At 60.7% G+C, this 21948-nt stretch carries 20 protein-coding genes; 6 read left to right on the top strand and 14 right to left on the bottom strand.

Annotated elements, in window-relative coordinates; genetic code table 11:
* Window positions 1-96: 96 nt before the first annotated feature.
* The 3 genes from ACA079_RS28390 to ACA079_RS28400 form a co-directional block, all read right to left on the bottom strand.
* Window positions 97-690 (bottom strand): HAD family hydrolase, encoded by a 594-nt coding sequence (locus tag ACA079_RS28390; RefSeq protein WP_095130696.1) that lies wholly within the window; start codon window positions 688-690, stop codon window positions 97-99.
* Window positions 687-1556: an acyl-CoA thioesterase II gene (tesB, locus tag ACA079_RS28395; protein WP_415771568.1), complete on the bottom strand. Its 870-nt coding sequence runs from the start codon at window positions 1554-1556 to the stop codon at window positions 687-689. Before tesB ends, ACA079_RS28390 begins: the two co-directional genes overlap by 4 nt.
* A gap of 103 nt (window positions 1557-1659) precedes the next feature.
* The gene (locus ACA079_RS28400; RefSeq protein WP_497701714.1) at window positions 1660-2229 is read right to left on the bottom strand and encodes a GNAT family N-acetyltransferase; all 570 of its coding nucleotides are present in this window, start codon (window positions 2227-2229) and stop codon (window positions 1660-1662) included.
* 85 nt (window positions 2230-2314) lie between these two features.
* Between ACA079_RS28400 and ACA079_RS28405 the strand changes: the two genes are divergently transcribed.
* Window positions 2315-3235, top strand: coding sequence for a histone deacetylase family protein (locus ACA079_RS28405; RefSeq protein WP_008149211.1), 921 nt, complete (start codon window positions 2315-2317; stop codon window positions 3233-3235).
* 282 nt (window positions 3236-3517) lie between these two features.
* Entirely contained in the window at window positions 3518-4759 is a 1242-nt protein-coding gene (locus tag ACA079_RS28410; RefSeq protein WP_497701715.1) for a TIGR03862 family flavoprotein, read from the top strand.
* Window positions 4760-4865: 106 nt separating this feature from the next.
* Here ACA079_RS28410 and rhlE1 read toward each other — a convergent pair whose 3' ends face one another.
* Both rhlE1 and yedA read right to left on the bottom strand, forming a co-directional pair.
* Window positions 4866-6200 carry an RNA helicase RhlE1 gene (rhlE1, locus tag ACA079_RS28415; protein WP_497701716.1) on the bottom strand — a complete coding sequence of 445 codons (1335 nt, stop codon included), beginning with the start codon at window positions 6198-6200 and terminating at the stop codon, window positions 4866-4868.
* 52 nt (window positions 6201-6252) lie between these two features.
* Entirely contained in the window at window positions 6253-7179 is a 927-nt protein-coding gene (gene yedA, locus ACA079_RS28420; protein ID WP_415771575.1) for a drug/metabolite exporter YedA, read from the bottom strand.
* Between the two features lie 163 nt (window positions 7180-7342).
* Between yedA and ACA079_RS28425 the strand changes: the two genes are divergently transcribed.
* The gene (locus tag ACA079_RS28425; protein ID WP_008149219.1) at window positions 7343-7795 is read left to right on the top strand and encodes an Lrp/AsnC family transcriptional regulator; all 453 of its coding nucleotides are present in this window, start codon (window positions 7343-7345) and stop codon (window positions 7793-7795) included.
* A 118-nt stretch (window positions 7796-7913) separates the two neighbouring features.
* Here the strand turns inward: ACA079_RS28425 and ACA079_RS28430 are convergent, their stop codons facing one another.
* From ACA079_RS28430 to ACA079_RS28440, 3 genes are all read right to left on the bottom strand, one after another.
* The gene (locus ACA079_RS28430) at window positions 7914-8525 is read right to left on the bottom strand and encodes a 3'-5' exonuclease (RefSeq protein WP_046048736.1); all 612 of its coding nucleotides are present in this window, start codon (window positions 8523-8525) and stop codon (window positions 7914-7916) included.
* 22 nt (window positions 8526-8547) lie between these two features.
* Window positions 8548-9027, bottom strand: a complete 480-nt coding sequence (locus ACA079_RS28435; RefSeq protein ID WP_046048735.1) for a LabA-like NYN domain-containing protein — start codon at window positions 9025-9027, stop codon at window positions 8548-8550.
* A gap of 141 nt (window positions 9028-9168) precedes the next feature.
* Window positions 9169-9924 (bottom strand): DUF2076 domain-containing protein, encoded by a 756-nt coding sequence (locus ACA079_RS28440; protein WP_497701717.1) that lies wholly within the window; start codon window positions 9922-9924, stop codon window positions 9169-9171.
* Window positions 9925-10100: 176 nt separating this feature from the next.
* On the opposite strand from ACA079_RS28440, the gene ACA079_RS28445 reads away from it, so the two are divergent.
* Both ACA079_RS28445 and ACA079_RS28450 read left to right on the top strand, forming a co-directional pair.
* Window positions 10101-10775, top strand: coding sequence for a YciC family protein (locus ACA079_RS28445; protein ID WP_497701718.1), 675 nt, complete (start codon window positions 10101-10103; stop codon window positions 10773-10775).
* Window positions 10776-11031: 256 nt separating this feature from the next.
* Window positions 11032-12111, top strand: coding sequence for an endonuclease/exonuclease/phosphatase family protein (locus ACA079_RS28450; RefSeq protein WP_497701719.1), 1080 nt, complete (start codon window positions 11032-11034; stop codon window positions 12109-12111).
* Window positions 12112-12235: 124 nt separating this feature from the next.
* On the opposite strand, the gene ACA079_RS28455 is transcribed toward ACA079_RS28450, so the two are convergent.
* The 5 genes from ACA079_RS28455 to ACA079_RS28475 form a co-directional block, all read right to left on the bottom strand.
* Window positions 12236-13072: an ABC transporter ATP-binding protein gene (locus ACA079_RS28455; RefSeq protein WP_461962425.1), complete on the bottom strand. Its 837-nt coding sequence runs from the start codon at window positions 13070-13072 to the stop codon at window positions 12236-12238.
* Window positions 13060-13863 carry an ABC transporter permease gene (locus tag ACA079_RS28460; RefSeq protein WP_008149230.1) on the bottom strand — a complete coding sequence of 268 codons (804 nt, stop codon included), beginning with the start codon at window positions 13861-13863 and terminating at the stop codon, window positions 13060-13062. The genes ACA079_RS28455 and ACA079_RS28460 overlap by 13 nt, the downstream gene beginning before the upstream one ends.
* A gap of 9 nt (window positions 13864-13872) precedes the next feature.
* Complete coding sequence (locus tag ACA079_RS28465; protein ID WP_497701720.1) at window positions 13873-14859, bottom strand: ABC transporter substrate-binding protein; 987 nt, start codon at window positions 14857-14859, stop codon at window positions 13873-13875.
* Between the two features lie 361 nt (window positions 14860-15220).
* Window positions 15221-16591 (bottom strand): aspartate aminotransferase family protein, encoded by a 1371-nt coding sequence (locus ACA079_RS28470; RefSeq protein WP_497701721.1) that lies wholly within the window; start codon window positions 16589-16591, stop codon window positions 15221-15223.
* A gap of 31 nt (window positions 16592-16622) precedes the next feature.
* Window positions 16623-18116 carry an aldehyde dehydrogenase gene (locus ACA079_RS28475; protein ID WP_497701722.1) on the bottom strand — a complete coding sequence of 498 codons (1494 nt, stop codon included), beginning with the start codon at window positions 18114-18116 and terminating at the stop codon, window positions 16623-16625.
* A gap of 225 nt (window positions 18117-18341) precedes the next feature.
* On the opposite strand from ACA079_RS28475, the gene ACA079_RS28480 reads away from it, so the two are divergent.
* A complete protein-coding gene (locus tag ACA079_RS28480; RefSeq protein ID WP_046048823.1) occupies window positions 18342-19256 on the top strand; it encodes a LysR substrate-binding domain-containing protein in 915 nt (304 codons plus the stop codon).
* A gap of 108 nt (window positions 19257-19364) precedes the next feature.
* On the opposite strand, the gene hrpB is transcribed toward ACA079_RS28480, so the two are convergent.
* Window positions 19365-21884, bottom strand: a complete 2520-nt coding sequence (hrpB, locus tag ACA079_RS28485) for an ATP-dependent helicase HrpB (RefSeq protein WP_497701723.1) — start codon at window positions 21882-21884, stop codon at window positions 19365-19367.
* Between the last annotated feature and the right edge of the window lie 64 nt (window positions 21885-21948).

The raw sequence follows: 21948 nt of genomic DNA on the forward strand, positions 1-21948 counted from the left end.
GCTGATCTGACGCCATCGCGAGCAAGCTCGCTCCCACATTGGTTTTGTGAACACTGAAGATCCCCTGTGGGAGCGAGCTTGCTCGCGATGGGGCCCTCAAGCCGAAAGCATCTGCCGCAACACAACGCAATCCGCCGCATGCCAATCCGCCAACTCAGGCCAGGGATTATCCGGCAGGTTCACCAACACCGTCCGCGCCCCTGCCGCCCGACCGCAATCCAGATCAAAGCGGTAGTCACCGACCATCACCATCTCACTGGCCGGGACATTCCAGGCCTGGGCCAACTTCAGCAAACCACCGGGATGCGGTTTTGGCGGCGCTTCATCACGGCCCAGCACGTCCTCCACCGCAAAGCAGTCGGCCAGGCCAATCGCCTCCAGCGTGACGTGCGCCAGTTCGCGCGCATTGCGCGTGAGAATGCCCAGGCGATAACCGCGCCCGGCCAGCTCACGCACCAGTTCTACCGCACCCGGTGCCGCTTTCGAACCCAGCGCCAGGTCCCGTTCGTGTTCCAGCAACCACGCATGTTTGGCTGCGGCTTCATCGGCCGGCAGCGCGGCGAGGTGGGTCAGGATGTCGTCTTCGGCAGGAATCGCCAACGCCACGCGGATCGCCGCGAAGTCATGCACGGCCACCGTCAGGGTGCCGTCCATGTCGAACACCCAGTGCCGCACCTCGGCCAGGCTCATGCCCAATCCTTGCGGTGGCGAATCAGGCCTTCCTGCGTGACCGACGCCACCAGTTGCCCGGCACGATTGAACACGCTGCCACGGGAGAAACCGCGCGAGTTGCCCGCCCAAGGACTGTCCATCGCATACAGCAACCAATCATCGGCACGTAGATCCTGATGGAACCACAGTGCGTGATCGAGGCTGGCGACCTGCATGTCTTTCTGCCAGACCGATTTGCCGTGGGGCTGCATCGACGTGGTCAACAGACCGAAATCCGAGGCGTAGGCCAGCAAGTATTTATGCAGCGCCGGAGAATCGGCCAAAGCACCGTCGGCGCGAAACCAGACGTATTTGATCGGATCGGACGGCTGCGGGTTGTAGGGATCTTTCTCAGTGATCGGTCGGAACTCGATCGGTTTGGGGCACAGAAATTTTTCGCGCATGTGCTCGGGAATCAGGTGCGCACGCTGCTGGGTGAGTTCCAGTTCCGACGGCAGGTTTTCCGGGCCGACCACAATCGGCATCTCGGCTTGGTGCTGGAAGCCTTCTTCGTCGTACTGAAAGGAGGCGCTGCAGGTGAAGATTGGGTTGCCTTTCTGAATGGCAGTCACTCGGCGCGTGCTGAAACTGCCACCGTCGCGCACCCGATCAACCTGATACACCACAGGCAACGCGGAATCACCGGGACGCAGGAAATAGCCGTGCATCGAATGCACATGGCGCGCTTCTTCGACCGTCTGACTGGCCGCCGACAGGGACTGACCGATCACCTGACCGCCGAACAGCTGACGAAAACCCAGGTCCTGGCTGCGGCCACGGAACAGGTTTTCTTCGATCGGTTCCAGGGTCAGCAGGTCAACCAGATCATCCAACACTTGGCTCATTCAGACTCTCCTCACACAACGCATGCCGCGCAGTCTTGGCTGCGACGGTCGATTCAATTTCTGGCCAGGGCCCATGGGAGCCATTGTAAACGTCCGTGCCGGCTTATCCATGCAAGGTTTGCAGCCATTGTTCACGGGTGATGCGGTACAGCGCATGGTGACGCAGGGGATGATCGGCCGCGAGCATCGGGTGGTCGAAATCATCGGCTGAATCATGGTGCATGCCGATGGCCTGCATGACTTTCTGCGACGGCGTGTTGGTTTCGGTGGTGAAGGACACGACTTCTTTCAGCGCCAACCGATCAAACCCGCAGCGCAGAGCGGTCCACGCCGCTTCACTGGCGTAGCCAAGCCCCCAGTGTTCGCGGGCCAGGCGCCAGCCGATTTCGGTGGCCGGGGTGAAGCGCGCGTCGAAGCCGACCTTTGCGAGCCCGGTAAAACCGATAAATGCCCCGGTGTCCTTGCGCTCCAGCGCCCAGAGACCGAAGCCATGTTCGGCAAAATGTCCACGAATCCGTCCGATCAACGAAGCACTTTCCAGACGACTCAAGGGCGCCGGAAAATATCGCATCACCTGAGGATCGGCGCACATCGCCGCAAACTCCGGCAAATCCTCATCACTCCACTGCCGCAACAGCAGTCGCGCGCTCTCGAGTTCCAGTATCGGTTCCATCGTGCCCCCCGTTCCCATGCCGCAAGTCTACATCGCTGGTAGGATCCTTCACTCATTCCTGCCTAGCGTCCTGTATAAATCAGCCATGCCCCTGCCCCTGATCTACCACGAAGACTACAGTCCCGAGTTCCCGGCGGATCACCGCTTCCCCATGGACAAGTTTCGCCTGCTGCGCGATCACCTGGTGGACAGCGGACTGACCCGGGACGCTGACCTGCTGCGCCCCGACCTCTGCCCGCCAGAGATTCTCGCGCTCGCACATGACCCTGCGTATATCGAACGCTACATGGGCGGTGAGTTGTCCCGCGAAGACCAGCGACGCCTCGGCCTGCCGTGGAGCGAAGCCCTGGCCCGGCGCACGGTGCGTGCGGTTGGCGGCTCGCTGCTGGCGGCCGAGCAGGCGCTGGAACATGGTTTGGCCTGTCACTTGGCCGGCGGCACCCATCACGCGCATTACGACCATCCTGCCGGGTTCTGCATCTTCAATGACCTGGCGGTGATCAGCCATTTCCTGCTGGAAAGCGGTCGGGTAAATCGGGTGCTGATCTTCGACTGCGATGTGCATCAGGGCGACGGGACTGCACGGATCCTGCACAACACCCCGGAGGCTGTGACCGTTTCCCTGCATTGCGAGAAGAACTTTCCTGCACGCAAAGCCGAAAGTGACTGGGACATTCCACTGCCCATGGGGATGGGCGATGCCGACTACCTGAAGGTAGTGGACGATGCGCTTAATTATTTGCTGCCGCTCTACCAACCTGACCTGGTGTTGTACGACGCCGGTGTCGATGTGCATAAAGATGACGCGCTCGGCTACCTGAAGCTGACAGACGAAGGCGTCGCCGCTCGCGATGAAAGCGTGATGCGTCATTGCCTGGGCCGGGATATTCCGGTGGTCGGGGTGATCGGCGGCGGCTACAGCAAGGACCGCAAGGCGCTGGCGCGCCGTCATGGGATCCTGCATCACAGTGCGCAACGGGTCTGGCAGTCATCAGGTTGTCATTGAGGTGTGAGTCTTTACCCACAATGCCTGTGGAACTGCCTGTGGATAACCTGAGTGAAAGCTCCTGCAGGCCATGCTGCATATAGCCTGCAAAGGGCTGGTTGTTTTTTGACCACCTATTTATGAACACCACAGAACCCATGTGGGAGCGAGGTTGCTCGCGATGGCGATTTATCATTCAACATCGATGGTGAATGACACTCCGCCATCGCAAGCAACCTCGTTCCCACAGGGATCTGTGCTGGTAGAATGCGCCGCTTATCCCGCCAAACCGCAGCGCACTCCATGACTCAGCCTTCGACCGCCCTCTCCCCCCACGTTGCCATCATCGGCGGCGGTCCCGCCGGTTTGATGGCGGCCGAAGTGCTGAGCCAGACCGGGATCAAGGTCGACCTGTACGACGGCATGCCTTCAGTGGGGCGAAAATTCCTGCTGGCCGGCGTGGGTGGTATGAACATCACCCATTCCGAAGCCTACCCGGCATTTCTCTCACGCTACGCCGAACGCGCACCGCAGATTGCACCGCTGTTGCGAAGTTTCGGCGCCGAAGCCTTGTGCCAATGGATTCATGACCTGGGCATCGAAACCTTTGTCGGTAGTTCCGGCCGAGTCTTTCCTACAGACATGAAAGCTGCCCCCCTGTTGCGTGCATGGCTCAAACGCCTGCGTGACAGCGGCGTCGTTATCCACACCCGACACCGCTGGCTCGGCTGGGATGATCGCGGTGGATTGCGCATCGACAGCCCCGAGGGCGAAAAAACTGTCAAACCTGATGCAACCTTACTGGCCCTCGGCGGCGGCAGCTGGTCGCGCCTCGGTTCGGACGGCGCCTGGATGCTGCCACTGGAACAACGCGGCGTAGGACTCGCGCCGCTGCAATCGAGTAATTGCGGCTTCGAGGTGCAGGCCTGGAGCGAGTTGATGGTCAGCAAATTCGCCGGCGCACCGCTGAAAAACATCGCCATTGGCCTCAATGACGACGTGCCGCGGCTCGGGGAATGTGTGATCACGGCGACCGGGATTGAAGGCAGTTTGATCTACGCTTTGTCGGCGCCGATCCGCGAAGCCATCAATCAGCACGGCTCGGCGACCATTCACCTGGACCTGTTGCCGGGTAAGCCTGTGGATAAAGTTCAGGCTGCGCTGAGCAAACCACGCGGGTCACGTTCCATGTCGAAACACCTGCACAGCCAGCTCGGGATCGATGGTGTGAAAGCGGCGTTGCTGCGCGAACTCACTCCGGCCGAATGCTTCGCCGATCCGGCGCTCCTGGCCAAAGCGATCAAGGCGTTGCCACTGACGTTGGTGAAAACCCGCCCACTGGACGAGGCCATCAGCAGTGCCGGTGGCGTGATGTTCGAATCGATGGATGAGCGTTTGATGCTCAAGCAACTGCCAGGCGTGTTCTGCGCGGGGGAAATGCTAGATTGGGAAGCGCCGACGGGGGGGTATTTGCTGACCGCGTGTTTCGCCAGTGGGCGCGCGGCGGGGTTGGGGATGGTGGAGTGGTTGAAGCGCAAGGGCTGAAGAACTGGGGCGCGGCCATCGCGAGCAAGCTCGCTCCCACAGGGGAACGCATTCCAATGTGGGAGCGAGCTTGCTCGCGATAGCGGTCTAGCCGGCGCAGCGAATATTAAGGCTTCTTCTTACGCGGCCCGGTATTAAACACCGGCACCTTCCGCACAGGTTTGATCGAAGGCTCCGGCGCCGAAGCATCCCCACTCTCGACCCATTTACCCAGGTTGCGCTTACCTCCACCGGAGGTCTTCGGCTTCTTCGGTTTTTTCGGCTTCTTGACCACCTGACCGCTGGCATCGGTATCCGGCACCCGGTGCTCAGGCTCGAAGTCATGCTCCATCTGGCGAGGCAACGTCTGACGGGTCAACGTCTCGATGGCCGACAGCAGATTCACTTCATCGGCGCAGACCAGCGAAATCGCCTGCCCGGATGCACCCGCGCGACCGGTACGACCGATCCGGTGGATGTAGTCCTCCGCCACAATCGGCAGGTCGAAGTTGACCACCAATGGCAAATCTTCAATATCCAGACCACGGGCCGCGACGTCGGTGGCCACAAGAATCTGCACTTCACTGGCCTTGAAACGGTCCAGCGCGCGCTGGCGGGTTGCCTGAGGTTTGTCGCCGTGGATGCCGTCGGCATTGATGCCCAGACCCTGGAGTTTTTCCACCAGCGCGTCCACGCCGTTGCGGGTCTTGGCGAACACCAGCACCTGCTTCCACTTGCCCTTGCGCATCAAATGGATAAACAGTTCCGGCTTGCGCTTCTTGTCGACCGTCACCACCCATTGCTTGACGGTGTTGGCAGCCACGTTGCGCGGGCTGACTTCGATGCTCAGTGGATCGTTGAGCATTTGCCCGGCCAGCAAGCGGATCGCGTCGGAGAACGTCGCGGAGAACAACAGCGTCTGACGTTGCTTGGGCAACACGCGGTAGATATTCCCCAGCTCCTCGGAGAAACCCAGATCAAGCATGCGATCGGCTTCGTCCAGAATCAGGGTTTGCAGCTGATTGAACTTGAGGGCCTTCTGGCGATACAGGTCGAGCAAACGACCCGGCGTCGCCACCAGCACGTCAACACCCTTGCGCAGCTTCATCATTTGCGGGTTGATGCTGACGCCGCCGTACACCGCGTAAGTGCTCAGCGGCAGGTTCTCGGCGTACTGACGCACGGCTTCGTGAACCTGTTCGGCCAATTCGCGGGTCGGCACCAGGATCAGTGCGCGCACCGAGTTAGACGCCACTTTCGGCCCTTCCATGGCCAGCAATTGCAGGAGCGGCAGCGCGAAGCCGGCGGTCTTGCCAGTCCCGGTCTGGGCGGCGGCCATCAGGTCGCGACCGGCCAGCACCGCCGGAATGGCTTGCGCCTGAACCGGCGTCGGGGTCTGGTAGCCGAGCGTCTCAAGAGAGCGCAGCAAGGGTTCGATCAGGCCAAGGGAGGCGAAAGTCATGGGATTACCGTAGGAAAAATCAGCGCGGGTGTGTAATGGCGCGCAGTTTACCCTAATTCACACGGGATTCTGTCGACACAACAACGGCGGGCCGTTCGGGCGCACGGCGCCACTGCGGCAATCCGATCAGCACCACGGCGCTGATAATCACCGCCATTGCCAATGCTTCCTCGATACCGATGGTCTCACCGACAAACACGATCCCCAGCAACACCGCCACGGCCGGGTTGACGTAGGCATAACTGGTGGCCGCCGCCGGACGCACATGTTTCAACAGGTACATGTAGGCGTTGAAAGCGATGATTGAACCGAAGAAGGTCAGATAGGCCAGGGCCGCCCAACCTTCGATCGGCGGCATGGCCTCCAGATGCTCACCGCTCAGTGCACTGCCGATCAACAGGACCACGCCGCCCACCAGCATTTCCACAGCACTGGCCATCGCGCCTTGGGGCAGCGGCAAGTGTTTGCTCCACACCGAACCGAAGGCCCAGGAAGCTGCCGCGAATATCAGCAACATGGCACCCAACGGGCTCGATTGCAGGTTCGAACCGAGGTTGAGCATGGCAATACCGATCAGCCCGAGCACAATCCCGGCCCATTCGAGACGGGTATTACGCGCGCCCCAGAAATATCCGCAGAGCAAGGTAAACAGCGGCACCGTCGCCACCGCCAACGCAGCCACACCCGAGGCGACGCCCATGTGTTCGGCCACGCTCACCCCGCCGTTACCGCACGCCAGCAGCAAAATCCCGATGATCCCGGCGGCTTTCCACTGCGCCCAGGTCGGTGCCGGCGCCCCGCGCCAACGCAGGAACGCATACATCAATGTCCCGGCGATCACGAAGCGGATACCGGCGAGCAGCAACGGCGGCCAGTACTCCACACCTATGCGAATCACCAGGTAAGTCGAGCCCCAAATCACGTACAACGCGAAAAAGGCAGCGATCAACGGTAAGGGAAAACGACGTAAGCCAGGCATGGGGCAGCTCGTAGGCAAGACAAGTGAACAGCTATTCTAGAAAGGCCAGCGGCGTAAAATAAGTTACAAAACCTGTTTATAGCGCCGGTACACTTTTCAAAACACGGAGATCATCGCTATAAACCGTGTTTTCGAAAGTCAGTCATTTTTCAGGAGTCCGACGATGGACAAATACGACCGCATGCTCCTCAGCGCCCTGTTGGAAAACGGTCGTGCGTCCTACGCCGACCTGGCGCGCAAAGTGAACCTGTCCGCCCCGGCCGTGGCCGAGCGCGTGGCCAAACTCGAAGCCTGCGGGGTGATCACCGGTTACCAGGCGAAAGTCGACATGGCCAAGCTTGGCTTGCCGATCCAGTGCGTGATCGAACTGCGGTTGAACCAGCACGGTAATCAGAAGGCCTACGACGATCTGATCAAAATCCCGCAACTGACCGAATGCCATCGGGTGACGGGTGATCCGTGCGTGATCATGCAAGCGGCCGTGGGTTCGATGCCGGAGCTGGAAGAGTTGATCAACCGGATCGCCAAGTTCGGGTTCAGCAAGACGTCGATTGTGCTGTCGAGCGCGATAGAGAAGCGCGTGCCACTAGGACAGCTGGAAGGGAATGGCAAATAGTTCTCCTGTAGGAGCTGAGCTTGCTCGCGATGGCGGCGTGTCAGTCACCATCAATGTTGGCTGTTAAACCGTCATCGCGAGCAAGCTCAGCTCCTACAGGGGATTTGTGGTGTGTCAGTTAAAACCCGCGATGGCGCTTGAGATGTTCATTGATCTTCGCCGCTGGCACTTTCTGCAAGCTGACCAGCAGATCATGCGACAACTCCCGCAACCCATGCTTCTGCCGCAGTTCCTGTGCCAAATGCGCCGTCAGATTGGCCGCCATCTCGGCATCGGCCATGGCCCGGTGAGCTTTACCGGTGTGAGGCAGGTTGGCGAACGTGGTAAGCGTGCCGAGTTTGTGGTTCGGCGCGGCGGGCATCAAACGGCGGGCGAGTAGCAGTGAGCAGGCAAAGTTCTGCAAGCGTGTGCGTTTGATACGCCCCAGTTCAAAGTCCCAGAACTTCTGGTCGAACGCGGCGTTGTGCGCCAGCAGCGGTGTGATGCCGACGAATTCGTTGACTTCGTTCATCACTTGCTCGGCCGACGGTGCGGTGCGCAGCATGGCGTTGCTGATGCCGGTGAGTTGTTCAATGAAAGCCGGGACGCGCACGCCGGCATTCATCAGGCTTTGGTAACGCTCGACGATGCGCCCCTGTTCAAGGATCACCACGGCAATTTCCGTGGCCCGGCAGCTGCTGCTTGGGGAGATCCCGGTGGTTTCAAAGTCGATGACTGCTATGCGTTCCAAACCTGTTTCAACTCCGTAAAAATCAATTCTTGAGCAGCAGCGCGCCTTCGATCGGCACGTAGCGGCTGGCGGCGCGGATCAGCGAGTTGGCCGTCAGGCCCGGCACGCCGTAGGCCACGGCTTGCACCCCGTGCTTGGTGATGATGCGCTCCAGCAACATGTCGAAATCACCGTCACCGGAGGCCAGCACCACTTCGTCGACATGATCGGCGGCGTCCATGATGTCGAGGGTGATGCCCACGTCCCAGTCGCCCTTGGCCGAGCCATCGCTGCGCTGGATGTAGGGTTTGAGCTTCACGACGAAGCCGAGGTTGCGCAGGATCTGCTGGAACTGCTGTTGTTTGCTGTCGCCGCGATCGATGGCGTAGGCATAGGCCTCGACGATATCGCCCTGCTTGCTGATATCAGCCCACAGCGCGGCATAGTTGAAATGGCAACCATAGGCCTGACGCACGGTGTAATAGAGGTTCTGGACATCGGCGAACACTGCGATTTTTTTCACCGGTCATCCTCGTTGGCGCGCCGGAGCGCGGGCAGGATCAGGCACCAGGCCCGAAAAGTTGCCCAGTATGCCAGCCTGAAGGATTGTTCCGCGAATAATCGGCCGTGTGGCGAGGGAGCAAGCTCCCTCGCCACAGATGAATCAGACGAAGGAATCGTCGTCACCGCCGAAGAACGATGAGCTGTCATCGCTGTAGTCGGCGTCGGTAAAACCGCCCTGATCATTGGAGTTGTCAGCCACGCGCTGATCTTCGCCCGAGCCGTTGTCACCGCTCTGATCGTTGACCTGAGCCGGTTCTTCCTTGATGACTTCAGCCACTTCCGGCTGCTGATTGTGATGGAACAGGCTGCTGATGCCTTGCGCCAGCATCACACCACCGGCCACACCGGCGGCGGTTTTCAGCGCACCACCGAGGAAGCTGCTGCCGGCAGGCTGTTGCGGGGCGTAATTCTGCTGAGGCGGCGCCGCGCCGAAGTTCTGTTGTGGCGGTTGCGAGTTGAACGACGGCCGCGCCGGTTCACGCCAGCCGCCACCGCTCGATGCGGGTGGGCTTTGGGTCGGCGCTGGCTGCGGATCACGGGAACCGCCACCGAAGATGCTCGACAAGAAGCCACCGCTGCTCGGCGCCGCAGCAGCCGGTTGAGCCTTGGCCGATTGCAGTTCGGCCTGCAATTGCTGGACTTGCCGGGCGAGTTGTTTGTTCTGTTCGTCGAGGCTTTTGATGGCGGCCTCTTGCACCAGAATCGCCTGAGTCATGAAATAGCCCGCGGCGGGCTGGCGAGTCAGGTGTTCCTTGATCCGCGCCTCAGCCTGGGCGTCGCGCGGGGCTGAGTCCGTTTCGGCCTGTTGCAGCCGGGAAAACAGTCCATCGATCAGGGTTTGTTCTTCGCTGTTCATGGCGACCTCGTAGTGCCGGAGAAATCGTTGCCCTTTTCCAAAGAGGATAAGGTGCACAACCTTAATGGAGGCTGAAACAAGTTGTTTCAATGACCTTTACCGAACGTTTACGTTTGCGCCCCAAAGTGCTTCATCGGTTAAAGTGGGCCACTGCTTCCAACCTGCGATACCGACTGATGAATTCGTTCGATGTGCTGCGTGACTCTCTGTATTTCTTCAAGCGCAATCTGGGCCAGATCGTGCGGCTGTGCCTGCCGCTGGTGATCTTCGAGGCGCTGCTGCAACAAGTGGTCGATCACTCCACCGAGCCGGACAGCTTTCCCGGTATCAGCGTGATGGTCGGCTTGCTGGTGTATCCGCTGTACACCGCCGCGCTGATCCTGTTTCTCGATGCCCGCAGCCGTGGCGAATCACCGAGCAACCGCGAATTGTTGTCGAGGTCGGCCTACCTGTGGCCACGATTCGCCCTGCTCACCGCGCTCAATACCCTGCTGATCCTGATCGGCCTGTCGCTGTATTTCCTGCCAGGCATCTGGCTGATGGTGACCCTGGCGTTTGGCGAGTACCTGCTGGTGCTGCGCGGCTTCGCACCGCTGGCGGCGATGAAGGAAAGCCTGCGCCTGACCCGCGGCCATTTCCTGCGCATTCTGGTGTGCATTCTCTGTGTAATGGGCCCGTTGTGGGTGCTCAAGGGCGCGACCCTTGCGGTCTATCCCGAACCGCAGAACCCGGTGATTTCCCTGCTGATCGACAGCGCTCACAGTTTCCTGCAACTGTTCGTCAGCGTGGTGCTGTTCCGCTTGTTCATGCTGATTGACGATGTGCCCGAGAAAATTGACGGTCCGCTCTGACTAGACGACGCGCAACTTGTAGCAGCTGGCGAAGCCTGCGTTCGGCTGCGAAGCAGTCGTAAATCCGGTGAGCGCGGTCTGCCTGGTTCACCGTGAGCGCTGATTTTACGACTGCTGCGCAGCCGAACGCAGGCTTCGCCAGCTGCTACAGGGGGCGTGTTACGGCTAATTGATGCGCAGGCCGTTTCGCCCTTGGGCTTAAGTCCGACGCTCGGTTATGCTCGGGCTCAACTTTTGTAACGCTATAAGCCGAGCCATGACCCGTCTACTGCGCTACACCCTGCTGGGCCTGTTGATCGTGACCGGCCTGATTGCCTTGATGATCTACAACCTGACCTGGCGCCCCGAAGCCAAGGAAGCCTTACCGGTCAGTTGTAACGCCCAGGCACCGACGCTGGTGCCCGGTCAGGCGCTGAAGGTAATGACCTGGAACGTCCAGTACCTGGCGGGGAAACGCTATGTGTTCTGGAATGACCTGGCGGCCGGCAATGACGAAAAACCCACGTCCGAAGACATGGCCTTCAGCCTCGATGAAGTGGCGCGGGTGATCCGCGACGAGCAACCGGACGTCGTGCTGTTGCAAGAGCTCGATGACGGCGCCAAGACCAGCGATTACCAAAACCAGTTCAAGCTGCTTCAGGAGCGAGTCGCGGACCTGTATCCGTGCAGCGCTCAAGCCTTCGACTGGAAAGCCGATTTCGTGCCTGAGCCGCACATCTTTGGCAGCGTCGGCCGGCAGCTGGCCACCCTCAGCCGCTACCAGATCAAACACGCCGAGCGCCTGCAATTACCGATCGGACCGGCCAACTTCATCACCCGCCAATTCAAACCGAAAAATGCCTTGTTGATCACCTATCTGCCATTGGGCGACGGCAGCCAGATAGCGGTGCTCAACACCCATCTGGACCGCGTTATCCCGCCAGACGAGACGCTGCAATCCCAGGTGACGGCCACGGTCAAAGTCCTCGACAAGCTCGAAAGCCGCGGCACGCCGTGGTTGATCGGTGGGGACTTCAACCTGTTGCCGCTGGGGCAATATCGACGTCTGCCCGACGCGCAACGCACGCCCTACTCCGCCGACAGCGCGCTGCATGTGCTGTGGGACAAATACCCGATGATCCCGACCAACAACGAAGCCAGCGGCATCGACCGGGCACGGTGGCTGACTCATTACCCGAACGATCCGGGCTTGAACGGCCCGGACCGGACTGTCGACTACCTGTTCTACAGTCCGCGGATCAAACGGGTCGAGGCGACGGTGAGACAGGACGATACCTTGCGGATCTCCGATCACTTGCCGGTGATCGCCCGTTTCCTCTTGCCAGCAGCGCCGTAACTCCGGTTAAACGCAAAACCTGTGGGAGCGAGCTTGCTCGCGATAGCGGCAGATCAGTCGACATCGATGTTGCCTGGCACACCGCAATCGCGAGCAAGCTCGCTCCCACAGGGATTGTGCAAACTCAATGCTCTTCTTCAAGCTCATCGTGCAATAGCCCGAAGATCTTGCGCTTCATGTCGATGAACGAGCGCTCCATGACCATGTCCAGGGTCCGTGGGCGTTCGATCGGCACATCCAGAATCTGCTTGATCCGACCCGGCCGCGCACCCATCACGTAGACCCGGTCGCCCAGCAGAATCGCCTCGTCGATATCGTGGGTCACGAACAACACGGTCTTCTTGCTGTTGCCCCAGACCCGCAACAACAGCTGCTGCATTTGCAGACGCGTCTGGCTGTCGAGTGCACCGAAGGGCTCGTCCATCAGCAGGATTTGCGGATCGTTGGCCAGCGCCCGAGCAATCGCCACACGCTGCATCATGCCGCCGGACAGCTGCTTGGCGTAGTTGTCGGCGAACCCGGTCAGGCCGACTTCGTTGACGTAGTAGTCGACGATCTCCTTGCGCTGGGCGGCCGCCATGCCGCGACGCTTGAGGCCGAACTCGACGTTCTGCCGCACCGTCAGCCACGGGAACAGCGTATAGCTCTGGAACACCATGCCGCGATCCGCACCCGGCCCCTGCACTTGCTGACCACCGACGTAGATCTCGCCTTCCGTGGGCTCATTCAATCCGGCGGTGAGGTACAGCAAACTCGACTTGCCGCAGCCCGAAGGCCCGACCAGCACGGCGAATTGCTGATCTGGCACTTCGAACGACACCTTATCCAGCGCGGTGAACACTCCACCATCGGGCTTTTGATAGCGAAGACTGACCTTGTCCACTTGCAGCCGTGGCGCGGCGTGTACCGGCACGGCCTGTGGCGTAACGAAACGAGGGTTAACGGCGCTTACTGAGCCCATGCGGCGATCCTCAGACGTAGGAAACGGAACAGTTGATCGGTGACCAGGCCCAACAGGCCGATGATCGCGATTGCCAGGAAAATCACATCCACCTGAAAGCCGCGCATGGCTTTAAGGCTCAAGTAACCCAGACCACTGGAAGCCGCGACCAGCTCGGCGACCACCAGGTAAGTCCAGGCCCAGCCCATGGTCACGCGCAAGGTGTCGAGCACACCCGGCAACGACGCCGGGGCGATCACATGCAGCACCGCATCGCGACGGTTCGAGCCCAAGGTGTAAGACGCGTTGATCAGGTCCTTGGAGATGCCTTTGGACACGTCCGCGATCATCACCAGCTGCTGGAAAAACACGCCGAAGATGATCACCGACACCCGCTGCTCCAGACCGATGCCGATCCACAAAATGAACAGCGGCACGAACGAAGTTACCGGCAGGTATCGGATGAAATTGACCATCGGCTCAAGGAACGCCTGGACGATGCGAAAGCTGCCCATCAGCAACCCCAGCGGCACGGCCACCAGCGACGACACGATGAAACCGACCATTACCACTTCGAGGCTGGCCCACACATGCAGGCCGAGCGTGCCGTCGCGGCTCAAGCGCACGGCGGCCTCAACCACCGCGCCCGGTGTCGGCAGGAACATGCCCGGCACCACGCCGCCATAAGACAACCCGGCCCACAGGCCGACCAACAACACCCAGGCCAGACCGCTCGCGCTCCAGATCACTGAAACCGGCAGGCCGGTCTTGGGCGTGATGCAGCGGCTCAGCCATGAATTGCGCTTGAACATGCAAACCTCCTAGAGCGGGCTGACGAAGCGGTTGTCGATCAGGTCGTCATTGCTGACGTTGTAGGGTTTGCCCTGCAATTCACTGGCGGTCTCGTTGGCCAGTTTGATCAGCGGTTCGCTGTCGCCCGGCTTGCCCGGCGAGCCGAGGAGTTTCTCGCTCATGGCCTGATCGTAGAAGCGCACGCCTTGCGCGGCAGCGGCCAGTTCCTTCGGATCAGCGAGGTAACCGCCAACGCCTTTGGCCATGATTTTGTAAGCTTCTTGCGGATGGTCCTTGGTGTACTGCACCGCTTTGTACAAACCGGCCACCAACGCCTTGACGTCTTCCGGCTGCTTCTCGATGACCGTGCAGTTGAGCGCGACCACGTCGACAATCACCCCCGGCGTGCTGCTGCTGTCGATCAACACCTTGCCTTGTTGCTTGCTGCGGACCATCGACAGATGCGGCTCCCAGGTCACGGCGGCTGGCACGCGACCGGCGATGAACGCGGTGGCGGCGTCGTCGGCCGTCATGTTCTGCACAGTGATGTCGCTCATTTTCATGCCGTGTTTTTTCAGCAGGTAAGACAGCCAGAACTGCGAAGTCGAACCTTCGTTCACCGCCACGGCTTTGCCTTTCAGCTCCTGCAAACTCTTGACGTCCTTGCCGACCAAAACACCGTCGCCACCATGGCTGTCATCCAGTGCGGCCACCGCCTTGAAGCAGAATTGCGGACGGTACTTGAGCACCTCGTCGATGGTCGACGCCGAGCCCGACAATTCGCCCGAGGCTTGCGCGGCCATGTACATCGAAGCCTCTTCGACGACGGGTAATTCGACGGTCAAACCGCCTTCCTTGAAGTAGCCCAGGTCCTGAGCCAGATAGAGCGTGCCGTAACCGACCCACGTGGTGTGGCCGATAGAGAGGGTGCCGGCCTGGGCGCTGGTGGCGACCGTCGCGGCGATGGCGGTGACCGCCAGTGGATGAGTGATGCAGTTCAGCAAGGACTTGATCATGGAGCACTCCCAAAGCTGTTGATTTAGTTTTGTCATGGGCAGTACGGCCAGCGGCCTTGGAGAAGTGCTGCCACCTGAGGTCTCTGATGGACCTTTCGGTGAGCAGCGTTTGGCTGACTGGCGAAGTCGATGTTGGACCACGGCGGGGAGAAGGAAAATTAGGAAATATGTCGATGGGAGTGATGAAAAAACTGGGTAGCGTGCGCTGCGAAAGGGCGCTGTGGGCGGGGATGCCCAGGGAGAGTGCAAAGCGCTATCAAAAACAAAAGATCGCAGCCTTCGGCAGCTCCTACATAGGAATGCGATCCCCTGTAGGAGCTGCCGAAGGCTGCGATCTTTTTGGGATCACACTAATTTCATGTCAGAGCCGGCCGTATTCCTGCGCCGTACGATCAACCGCTTTAAGGGTTTTGCCAACCAGTTCATCAACCTCTTCACGGCTGGCAATCAACGCCGGCGCCATGATCATCCGCCCCAGCGTCGAACGAATAATCACTCCCTCTTCAAACCCAATCGTGCGGCAACGCCAGGCAATGTCGTTCTCATTGGCAAAGCGCTTGCGACTGGTTTTGTCCTCAGCCAATTGCAGTGCCGCCACCATCCCGACACCCTGAATATCCCCCACCAACGGGTGATTGCCGAACACCTCGCGCAGACACTTTTGCAGGTACGGCCCGATGTCGTCCTTGACCCGCGCCACCACCCCTTCATCGCGCAACGCCGTGAGGTTGGCGATGGCCACCGCCGCCGCCACCGGGTGCCCGGAGTAGGTCAAGCCGTGGGCAAATACCCCGCCCTGCTCCACCAGTACCTGAGCCATTTTCTTCGACAGAATCAGACCACCCATGGGGATGTAACCGGAGGTCAAACCCTTGGCGATCGACAGCGTGTCCGGCTCGAAACCGAAGTGCTCGTGGGCGAACCATTCGCCGGTGCGACCGAAGCCACCGATCACTTCATCGGCGCACAACAGCACGTCGTACTTGCGGCAGATGCGCTGAATTTCCGGCCAGTAACTTTCGGGCGGAAAGATCATCCCGCCCGCGCCCTGGAACGGTTCAGCGATGAACCCGGCGACCTTGTCCGCGCCGAGTTCGAGAATCTTCGCTTCCAATTGCTGCGCCGCCCGCAGGCCAAATTCGGCTGGCGTCAGATTGCCCTCGTGGGCGAAAAAGTACGGTTCATCGATGTGTTCGATGTCGGGAATCATGCCGCCCATTTCGTGCATGAACTTCATGCCACCCAGCGCCGTCGCCGCCAGGGTCGAGCCGTGGTAACCGTTCCAGCGACCGATCATGATTTTCTTCTCGGGCTTGCCGAGGATCGTCCAGTAACGCCGTACGGTGCGGATCAGCACCTCGTTGGCCTCGGAGCCGGAGTTGGTGTAGATCGCGTGGCTGTAGTGCCCTGGCAACAGGCTGAACAGCAACTCCGAGAGCTCGATCACCTGCGGGTGAGTGGTGTGGAAAAACATGTTGTAGTACGGCAACTGCTCCAGTTGCCGGGACGCCGCAGCGGCCAGGTCCTTGCGCCCGTAACCGAGGTTGGTGCACCACAGTCCGGACATGCCGTCGAGGTAACGCCGACCATCGTTGTCCCACAGGTGCAGACGCTCGCCACGGACCATCACCCGAGGTCCTTCATCGTTGAGCGCTTTTTGATCGACGAATGCGTGGATGTGGTGTGCAGCGTCGGCGGCCTGGTAGTCGCGGGTTTCACGTGGTGTGGTCATCGCCAGTTCTCCGTTTTGTTATTAGCGGCTGTTATGAGCGCAGTTGAAACCAGGTGGTCTTCAACTGGGTGTATTTATCGAATGAATGCAGTGACAAGTCGCGGCCGAAACCGGATTGTTTACCACCACCGAAAGGCACAGTCACATCCAGCGCATCGACGCTGTTGACCGACACCGTGCCGGCTCGCAATTGCCGCGCCACGCGGTGGGCGCGATTGAGGTTGTCGGTCCACAGCGACGCAGCCAAACCGTAGACGCTGTCGTTGGCCAGTTGCAAGGCGTGGGCCTCATCATCGAACGCCGTGACCGCCAGCACCGGGCCGAACACTTCATCGCGAAACAGCGGCATGTCCGGGCTCACGCCGGTGAAAATCGTCGGCTGAATGAAGTTGTCGGAGCCGTTGAAAATCGACTGTCGACCGCCACAGAGCTTCGTTGCGCCTTGGCGTTCGGCCTGTTGGATGAACTTCATGATGCGCGCGGTCTGACGGCTGTCGACAATCGCCCCGGCGCGGCTCGACGGGTCCAGCGGATCACCCGGCTGCCAGCATTCGGCGTGTGCCTTGAGACGCTCGACGAACTCGTCATGAATCGAACGCTCCACCAGTAACCGCGAGTTTGCCGAGCAGACTTCGCCCTGATTGAAGAAGATCCCGAACGCGGCTTTCTCTGCGGCCAGATCCAGGTCCTGACAATCAGCGAACACCAGATTGGCGCTCTTGCCGCCGCACTCCAGCCACACCTGTTTCAGGTTCGATTGCGCCGAGTACTGCATGAAATATTTGCCGACTTCGGTGGAGCCGGTGAACACCAGGCAATCGACGTCCGGGTGCAGACCGAGGGCTTTACCGGTCTGCTCGCCGAGCCCCGGCAACACGTTCAGAACACCGGCCGGCAGGCCGGCTTCCAGCGCCAGCTCGGCCAGCCGCAGGGCGGAAAATGGTGACTGCTCGGCGGGTTTGAGGATCACCGAATTGCCCGCCGCCAACGCGGGTGCGAGTTTCCATGCAGCCATGTCCAGCGGGAAATTCCACGGCACCACGGCAGCGACCACGCCCAGCGCTTCGCGGGTGATGGTCGCCAGCACGTTCTGCGCGCTCGGGGCGATTTGGTCGTAGAGCTTATCGAGGCTTTCGGCGTACCAGCGAAACACCCCGGCGGCGCCCGGCACGTCAATGTTGTAGGCGTCCATCACCGGTTTGCCCATGTTCAGCGAATCGAGCAGCGCCAGTTCTTCGCGATGGGTCATGATCAGATCGGCCAGACGCAACAGCACTTGCTTGCGCTCACTCGGCGAACGCGCCGACCAAGTGCCGGCCTCGAACACTTGCCGCGCATTGCGTACCGCGGCGTCCACTTCTTCATCGCCACACGCGGCCACGTTGGTCAGGCACTGGCCGGTGGCGGGGTTGATCGCGGCGAAGGTCTGCCCCGACTGCGCCGCACGGGGTTTGCCGTCGATCACGGCTTGATCGGGAAACCGCAGCGCAGCGGCTTTGTTTTGCCAGAATGTAAGCTCGAACACGTTCAGATGCTCCATGGGCTTTCTTGTGGATTGGATGGTGGCCCAGGCCTGTGTCGAGGAAAAATAGTAAAAATGTCTTCGCAGACCATGAAAAAACTGGGCAGCCGATCTCCACGGTGGCGCGGTATGTGGTTATTGTTCAGGCATAACAACACCGTCGTCAGAACGGATGCAGTCGGCGCGAAAATTGCTTGGATGTCGAAATCATCCACCCCGAGGTTTGCCGTGGCTGCCTACAACCTGCGTCAATTGAAGTACTTCATCACCACCGTCGAATGCGGCAGCGTCGCCGAGGCGTCGCGCAAGCTGTACATCGCCCAACCGGCGATCTCCACGGCGATCAAAGGCCTGGAAGACAGCTTCGGCGTGCAACTGCTGATCCGTCACCACGCTCAGGGCGTGTCCTTGACCCCCAGCGGCGCACGCTTCTACCGCAAGGCCCAGGAACTGCTGCGCATGGCCAAGGAATTCGAGCAGAACGCCCTCGCCGACAACGACGTGGTGGCCGGGCAAATCGATATCGGTTGCTTCGAGACGGTCGCGCCGCTGTACCTGCCGCAGTTGATTGCCGGGTTCTCAGCGCTGTATCCGGGGGTGAAAATCCGCATCCGCGACGGCGAACAGCAAGAGCTGGTGCAAGGTCTGACCTCAGGCACTTTCGACTTGGCGATCCTCTATGAGCACGATCTCGACGCTACTATCCAGACCGAACCACTGATGCCGGCGCAACGGCCTTATGCGCTGCTGCCGGCGGATCATCGCTTTGCCCAGCTCAAGCAAGTGTCGCTGCGCGATCTGTGCCTGGAGCCGATGATTCTGCTGGACGTACAACCGAGCCGGACCTACTTCGTCAGCCTGTTCGAAGAGTTGGGGCTGACGCCGAACATTGCCTTCAGCTCACCGTCGATCGAGATGGTCCGGGGCATGGTCGGGCAAGGGTTCGGCTTCTCGATCCTGGTCACCCGGCCGCATTCGGAATGCACCTATGACGGCCAGAAAGTGGTGTGCGTGGACATCGTCGAAGACATCACCGGCTCAGGGCTGGTGGCGGCGTGGTTGAAGCGCGGGCAGTTGACCAAACCCGCGCAGTTGTTTGCCGACTATTGCCGGGAGCAGTTGACCGCCAAGGCCGCCTCTTGAACATCAACGTCAAAAGATCGCAGCCTCGTTTCACTCGACAGCTCCTACAAGGGATACGCGGTACATGTAGGAGCTGTCGAGTGAAACGAGGCTGCGATCTTTTGATCTTCAGCTTTTACGCGGTTTGATCCGCGCAGTCGCTTCGGCCACCAGCGGATCATCCGGCCAATAGTGTTTCGGGTAGCGCCCTTTTAAATCTTTCTTCACCTCGGCATACGTACTGCGCCAGAAGTTCGCCAGGTCCTGTGTCACCTGCACCGGCCGCCGCGCCGGGGACAGCAGATGCAGTTTGACCACCTGCCGGCCACCGGCAATCCGCGGCGTTTCGGCCAGGCCGAACAACTCCTGCAACCGCACCGCCAGAATCGGCGGCTGTTCACTGTAATCCAGACGAATCGACGAACCCGACGGCACGCTCAAATGATGCGGAGCCAGTTCATCGAGCCGTTGCGGCAGCGGCCACGGCAACAGGTTATGGACGATGCTCGACAGGTCCAGATTGGCGAAGTGACTGAGCCGCGAAACTTTGCCCAGATACGGCATCAGCCAATGTTCGAGGCTTTTGAGCAAGGCGGCGTCGCTGACATCCGGCCATTCGCTCTGCTCTTTACTGCCGAGGTCCAGCTGTCGCAGCAACGCCACTCGCGCTTGCCACTGACGCAGCTCTGGCGTCCACGGCAACAGCTCCAGACCTTTGCGTCGTACCAGATTCACCAGTGCCTGACTGCGGGCGGTCTCATCGAGGCCGGTCAGCGGTTCGCGGCTGAGGATCAATTCACCGACCTTACGCTGACGCTCGGCACGCAACACGCCTTCGCGCTCGTCCCAATCCAGTTGATCGACCACGCGCACTTGCTCGGCCAGCACCGAGTCGAACAGCGCCGGATCGAAATCCGCCGCCAGATAAATCCGCTCCTCACGCTGGCCCTGACGGCTGCCGAGATCGGCGATCACCAGCCACGGTTGCTTCATCAAACTGTCGGCTTCGGCGAACAGCGCTGCACGGCCGTTGGCCAGGCGATACTCCGCGCCACCCGCACGACGTTGCTGAGCAACCCGATCTGGATAAGCCAGTGCCAGCAACGCACCGAGCCAACGCGGATGATCCGGATCGCTGACCGGTTCCGACGCCTTGCCCCGCAGATAACCGCGATACTGCCGCGCCAGTTGCCGAGCACGTTGAACGCCACCCTGAGCACCGCGGGCGGCCCGTTCTTCGCCGGACAACAGAACCAATCGGCTGTGCAGATCCGCTCCGGCGCCACGCAAAATATCCCGCTCACCGAGCAAGGCCGCTACATCGCACGCCATGTCGGCCAGGCCGAGCGCCTGACCGCGCAACAGCAAATGTGCGATGCGCGGATGGGCCGGCAGTTCGGCCATGGCCTGACCGTGGCGGGTCAGCGCTTCGCCGTCCAATGCGCCCAGGCGATCAAGCAAGTCCTGAGCCTGCGCATAAGCGGCGGCTGGTGGTACGTCGAGCCACACCAATTGCCCCGGTGTCACGCCCCAGCGACCGAGCTGCAACGCTAAACCGGCAAGATCCGCCGAGAGAATTTCCGCGCTGGCGTAGGCCGCCAGTTGCTCGTGCTGATCCTGCGACCACAAGCGATAACACACGCCCGGTTCCAACCGACCTGCCCGGCCCGCGCGCTGAGTGGCGCTGGCTTTGGAAATACGCTGAGTGTCGAGGCGGGCCATGCCGCTGCCCGGATCGAAACGTGGTACTCGCGCCAGACCGGCATCGATCACCACGCGCACGCCATTAATGGTCAGGCTGGTCTCGGCGATGTTGGTCGCCAGCACCACTTTGCGTTTGCCGGCGGGGGGCGGATCGATCGCGGCGCGTTGGGCGGCGAGGTCCAGTTCACCGTGCAACGGGCAGAGCAGAACCTGTGTGCTCTCGCCCAGTGCATCGGCGAGTTGCTGATGCACGCGACGGATTTCCGCTTGCCCCGGCAGGAACACCAGCACGCTGCCGGTTTCATCATTCAAGGCTTCAAGGATGGTCTGCACCAGACGCGGCTCGATGAATTCTCCGGGCTGGAACGGCCGCCCCCAGCGCATCGCCACCGGGTACATGCGGCCTTCGCTGCGCAGGATCGGCGCATCATCGAGCAACCCGGCCAGGCGTTCGCCTTCCAGCGTTGCCGACATCAACAGGATTTTCAGCGGTTGATCGTCACGAAACAGCTCGCGGCCATTCAGGCTCAAGGCCAGCGCCAGATCGGCGTCGAGGCTGCGCTCGTGGAATTCGTCGAAGATCAGCAAGCCAACGCCTTCGAGCGCCGGGTCGTCTTGCAAGCGTCGGGTCAGAATCCCTTCGGTGACCACTTCAATGCGGGTGTTGGGGCCAACTTTGCTGTCGAGACGAATGCGATAGCCGACGGTTTCACCGACCTTCTCGCCCAGCTCACTGGCCAGACGCTCCGCTGCTGCCCGCGCGGCCAAACGGCGCGGTTCGAGCATCAGAATGGTCTGCCCGGCCAACCAGGACTCGTTAAGCAAGGCCAACGGCACGCGGGTGGTTTTACCGGCACCGGGCGGTGCTTCGAGCACGGCTTCGTGGCGTGTAGCCAAGGCTTCACGCAGGGCGGGTAAAACTTCATCAATCGGCAAAGAAATCATGCTGGCTCCCAGGCAAGCTGGGAAGTATAACGGCGAAGCGCCCGGCTCAATGTAACCGGGCGCT

It is taken from the genome of Pseudomonas sp. LBUM1645, assembly GCF_059716185.1.

Excerpts from the sequence above, each read along its gene's own strand:
- ACA079_RS28450 (WP_497701719.1), top strand. The coding sequence starts at position 11,032 with ATGACCCGTCTACTGCGCTACACCCTGCTGGGCCTGTTGATCGTGACC.
- ACA079_RS28445 (WP_497701718.1), top strand. The coding sequence starts at position 10,101 with ATGAATTCGTTCGATGTGCTGCGTGACTCTCTGTATTTCTTCAAGCGC.
- ACA079_RS28410 (WP_497701715.1), top strand. The coding sequence starts at position 3,518 with ATGACTCAGCCTTCGACCGCCCTCTCCCCCCACGTTGCCATCATCGGC.
- ACA079_RS28390 (WP_095130696.1), bottom strand. The coding sequence starts at position 690 with ATGAGCCTGGCCGAGGTGCGGCACTGGGTGTTCGACATGGACGGCACC.
- ACA079_RS28440 (WP_497701717.1), bottom strand. The coding sequence starts at position 9,924 with ATGAACAGCGAAGAACAAACCCTGATCGATGGACTGTTTTCCCGGCTG.
- ACA079_RS28465 (WP_497701720.1), bottom strand. The coding sequence starts at position 14,859 with ATGATCAAGTCCTTGCTGAACTGCATCACTCATCCACTGGCGGTCACC.
- hrpB (WP_497701723.1), bottom strand. The coding sequence starts at position 21,884 with ATGATTTCTTTGCCGATTGATGAAGTTTTACCCGCCCTGCGTGAAGCC.
- ACA079_RS28460 (WP_008149230.1), bottom strand. The coding sequence starts at position 13,863 with ATGTTCAAGCGCAATTCATGGCTGAGCCGCTGCATCACGCCCAAGACC.
- ACA079_RS28470 (WP_497701721.1), bottom strand. The coding sequence starts at position 16,591 with ATGACCACACCACGTGAAACCCGCGACTACCAGGCCGCCGACGCTGCA.
- ACA079_RS28455 (WP_461962425.1), bottom strand. The coding sequence starts at position 13,072 with ATGGGCTCAGTAAGCGCCGTTAACCCTCGTTTCGTTACGCCACAGGCC.
- ACA079_RS28405 (WP_008149211.1), top strand. The coding sequence starts at position 2,315 with ATGCCCCTGCCCCTGATCTACCACGAAGACTACAGTCCCGAGTTCCCG.
- rhlE1 (WP_497701716.1), bottom strand. The coding sequence starts at position 6,200 with ATGACTTTCGCCTCCCTTGGCCTGATCGAACCCTTGCTGCGCTCTCTT.
- tesB (WP_415771568.1), bottom strand. The coding sequence starts at position 1,556 with ATGAGCCAAGTGTTGGATGATCTGGTTGACCTGCTGACCCTGGAACCG.
- yedA (WP_415771575.1), bottom strand. The coding sequence starts at position 7,179 with ATGCCTGGCTTACGTCGTTTTCCCTTACCGTTGATCGCTGCCTTTTTC.
- ACA079_RS28400 (WP_497701714.1), bottom strand. The coding sequence starts at position 2,229 with ATGGAACCGATACTGGAACTCGAGAGCGCGCGACTGCTGTTGCGGCAG.
- ACA079_RS28425 (WP_008149219.1), top strand. The coding sequence starts at position 7,343 with ATGGACAAATACGACCGCATGCTCCTCAGCGCCCTGTTGGAAAACGGT.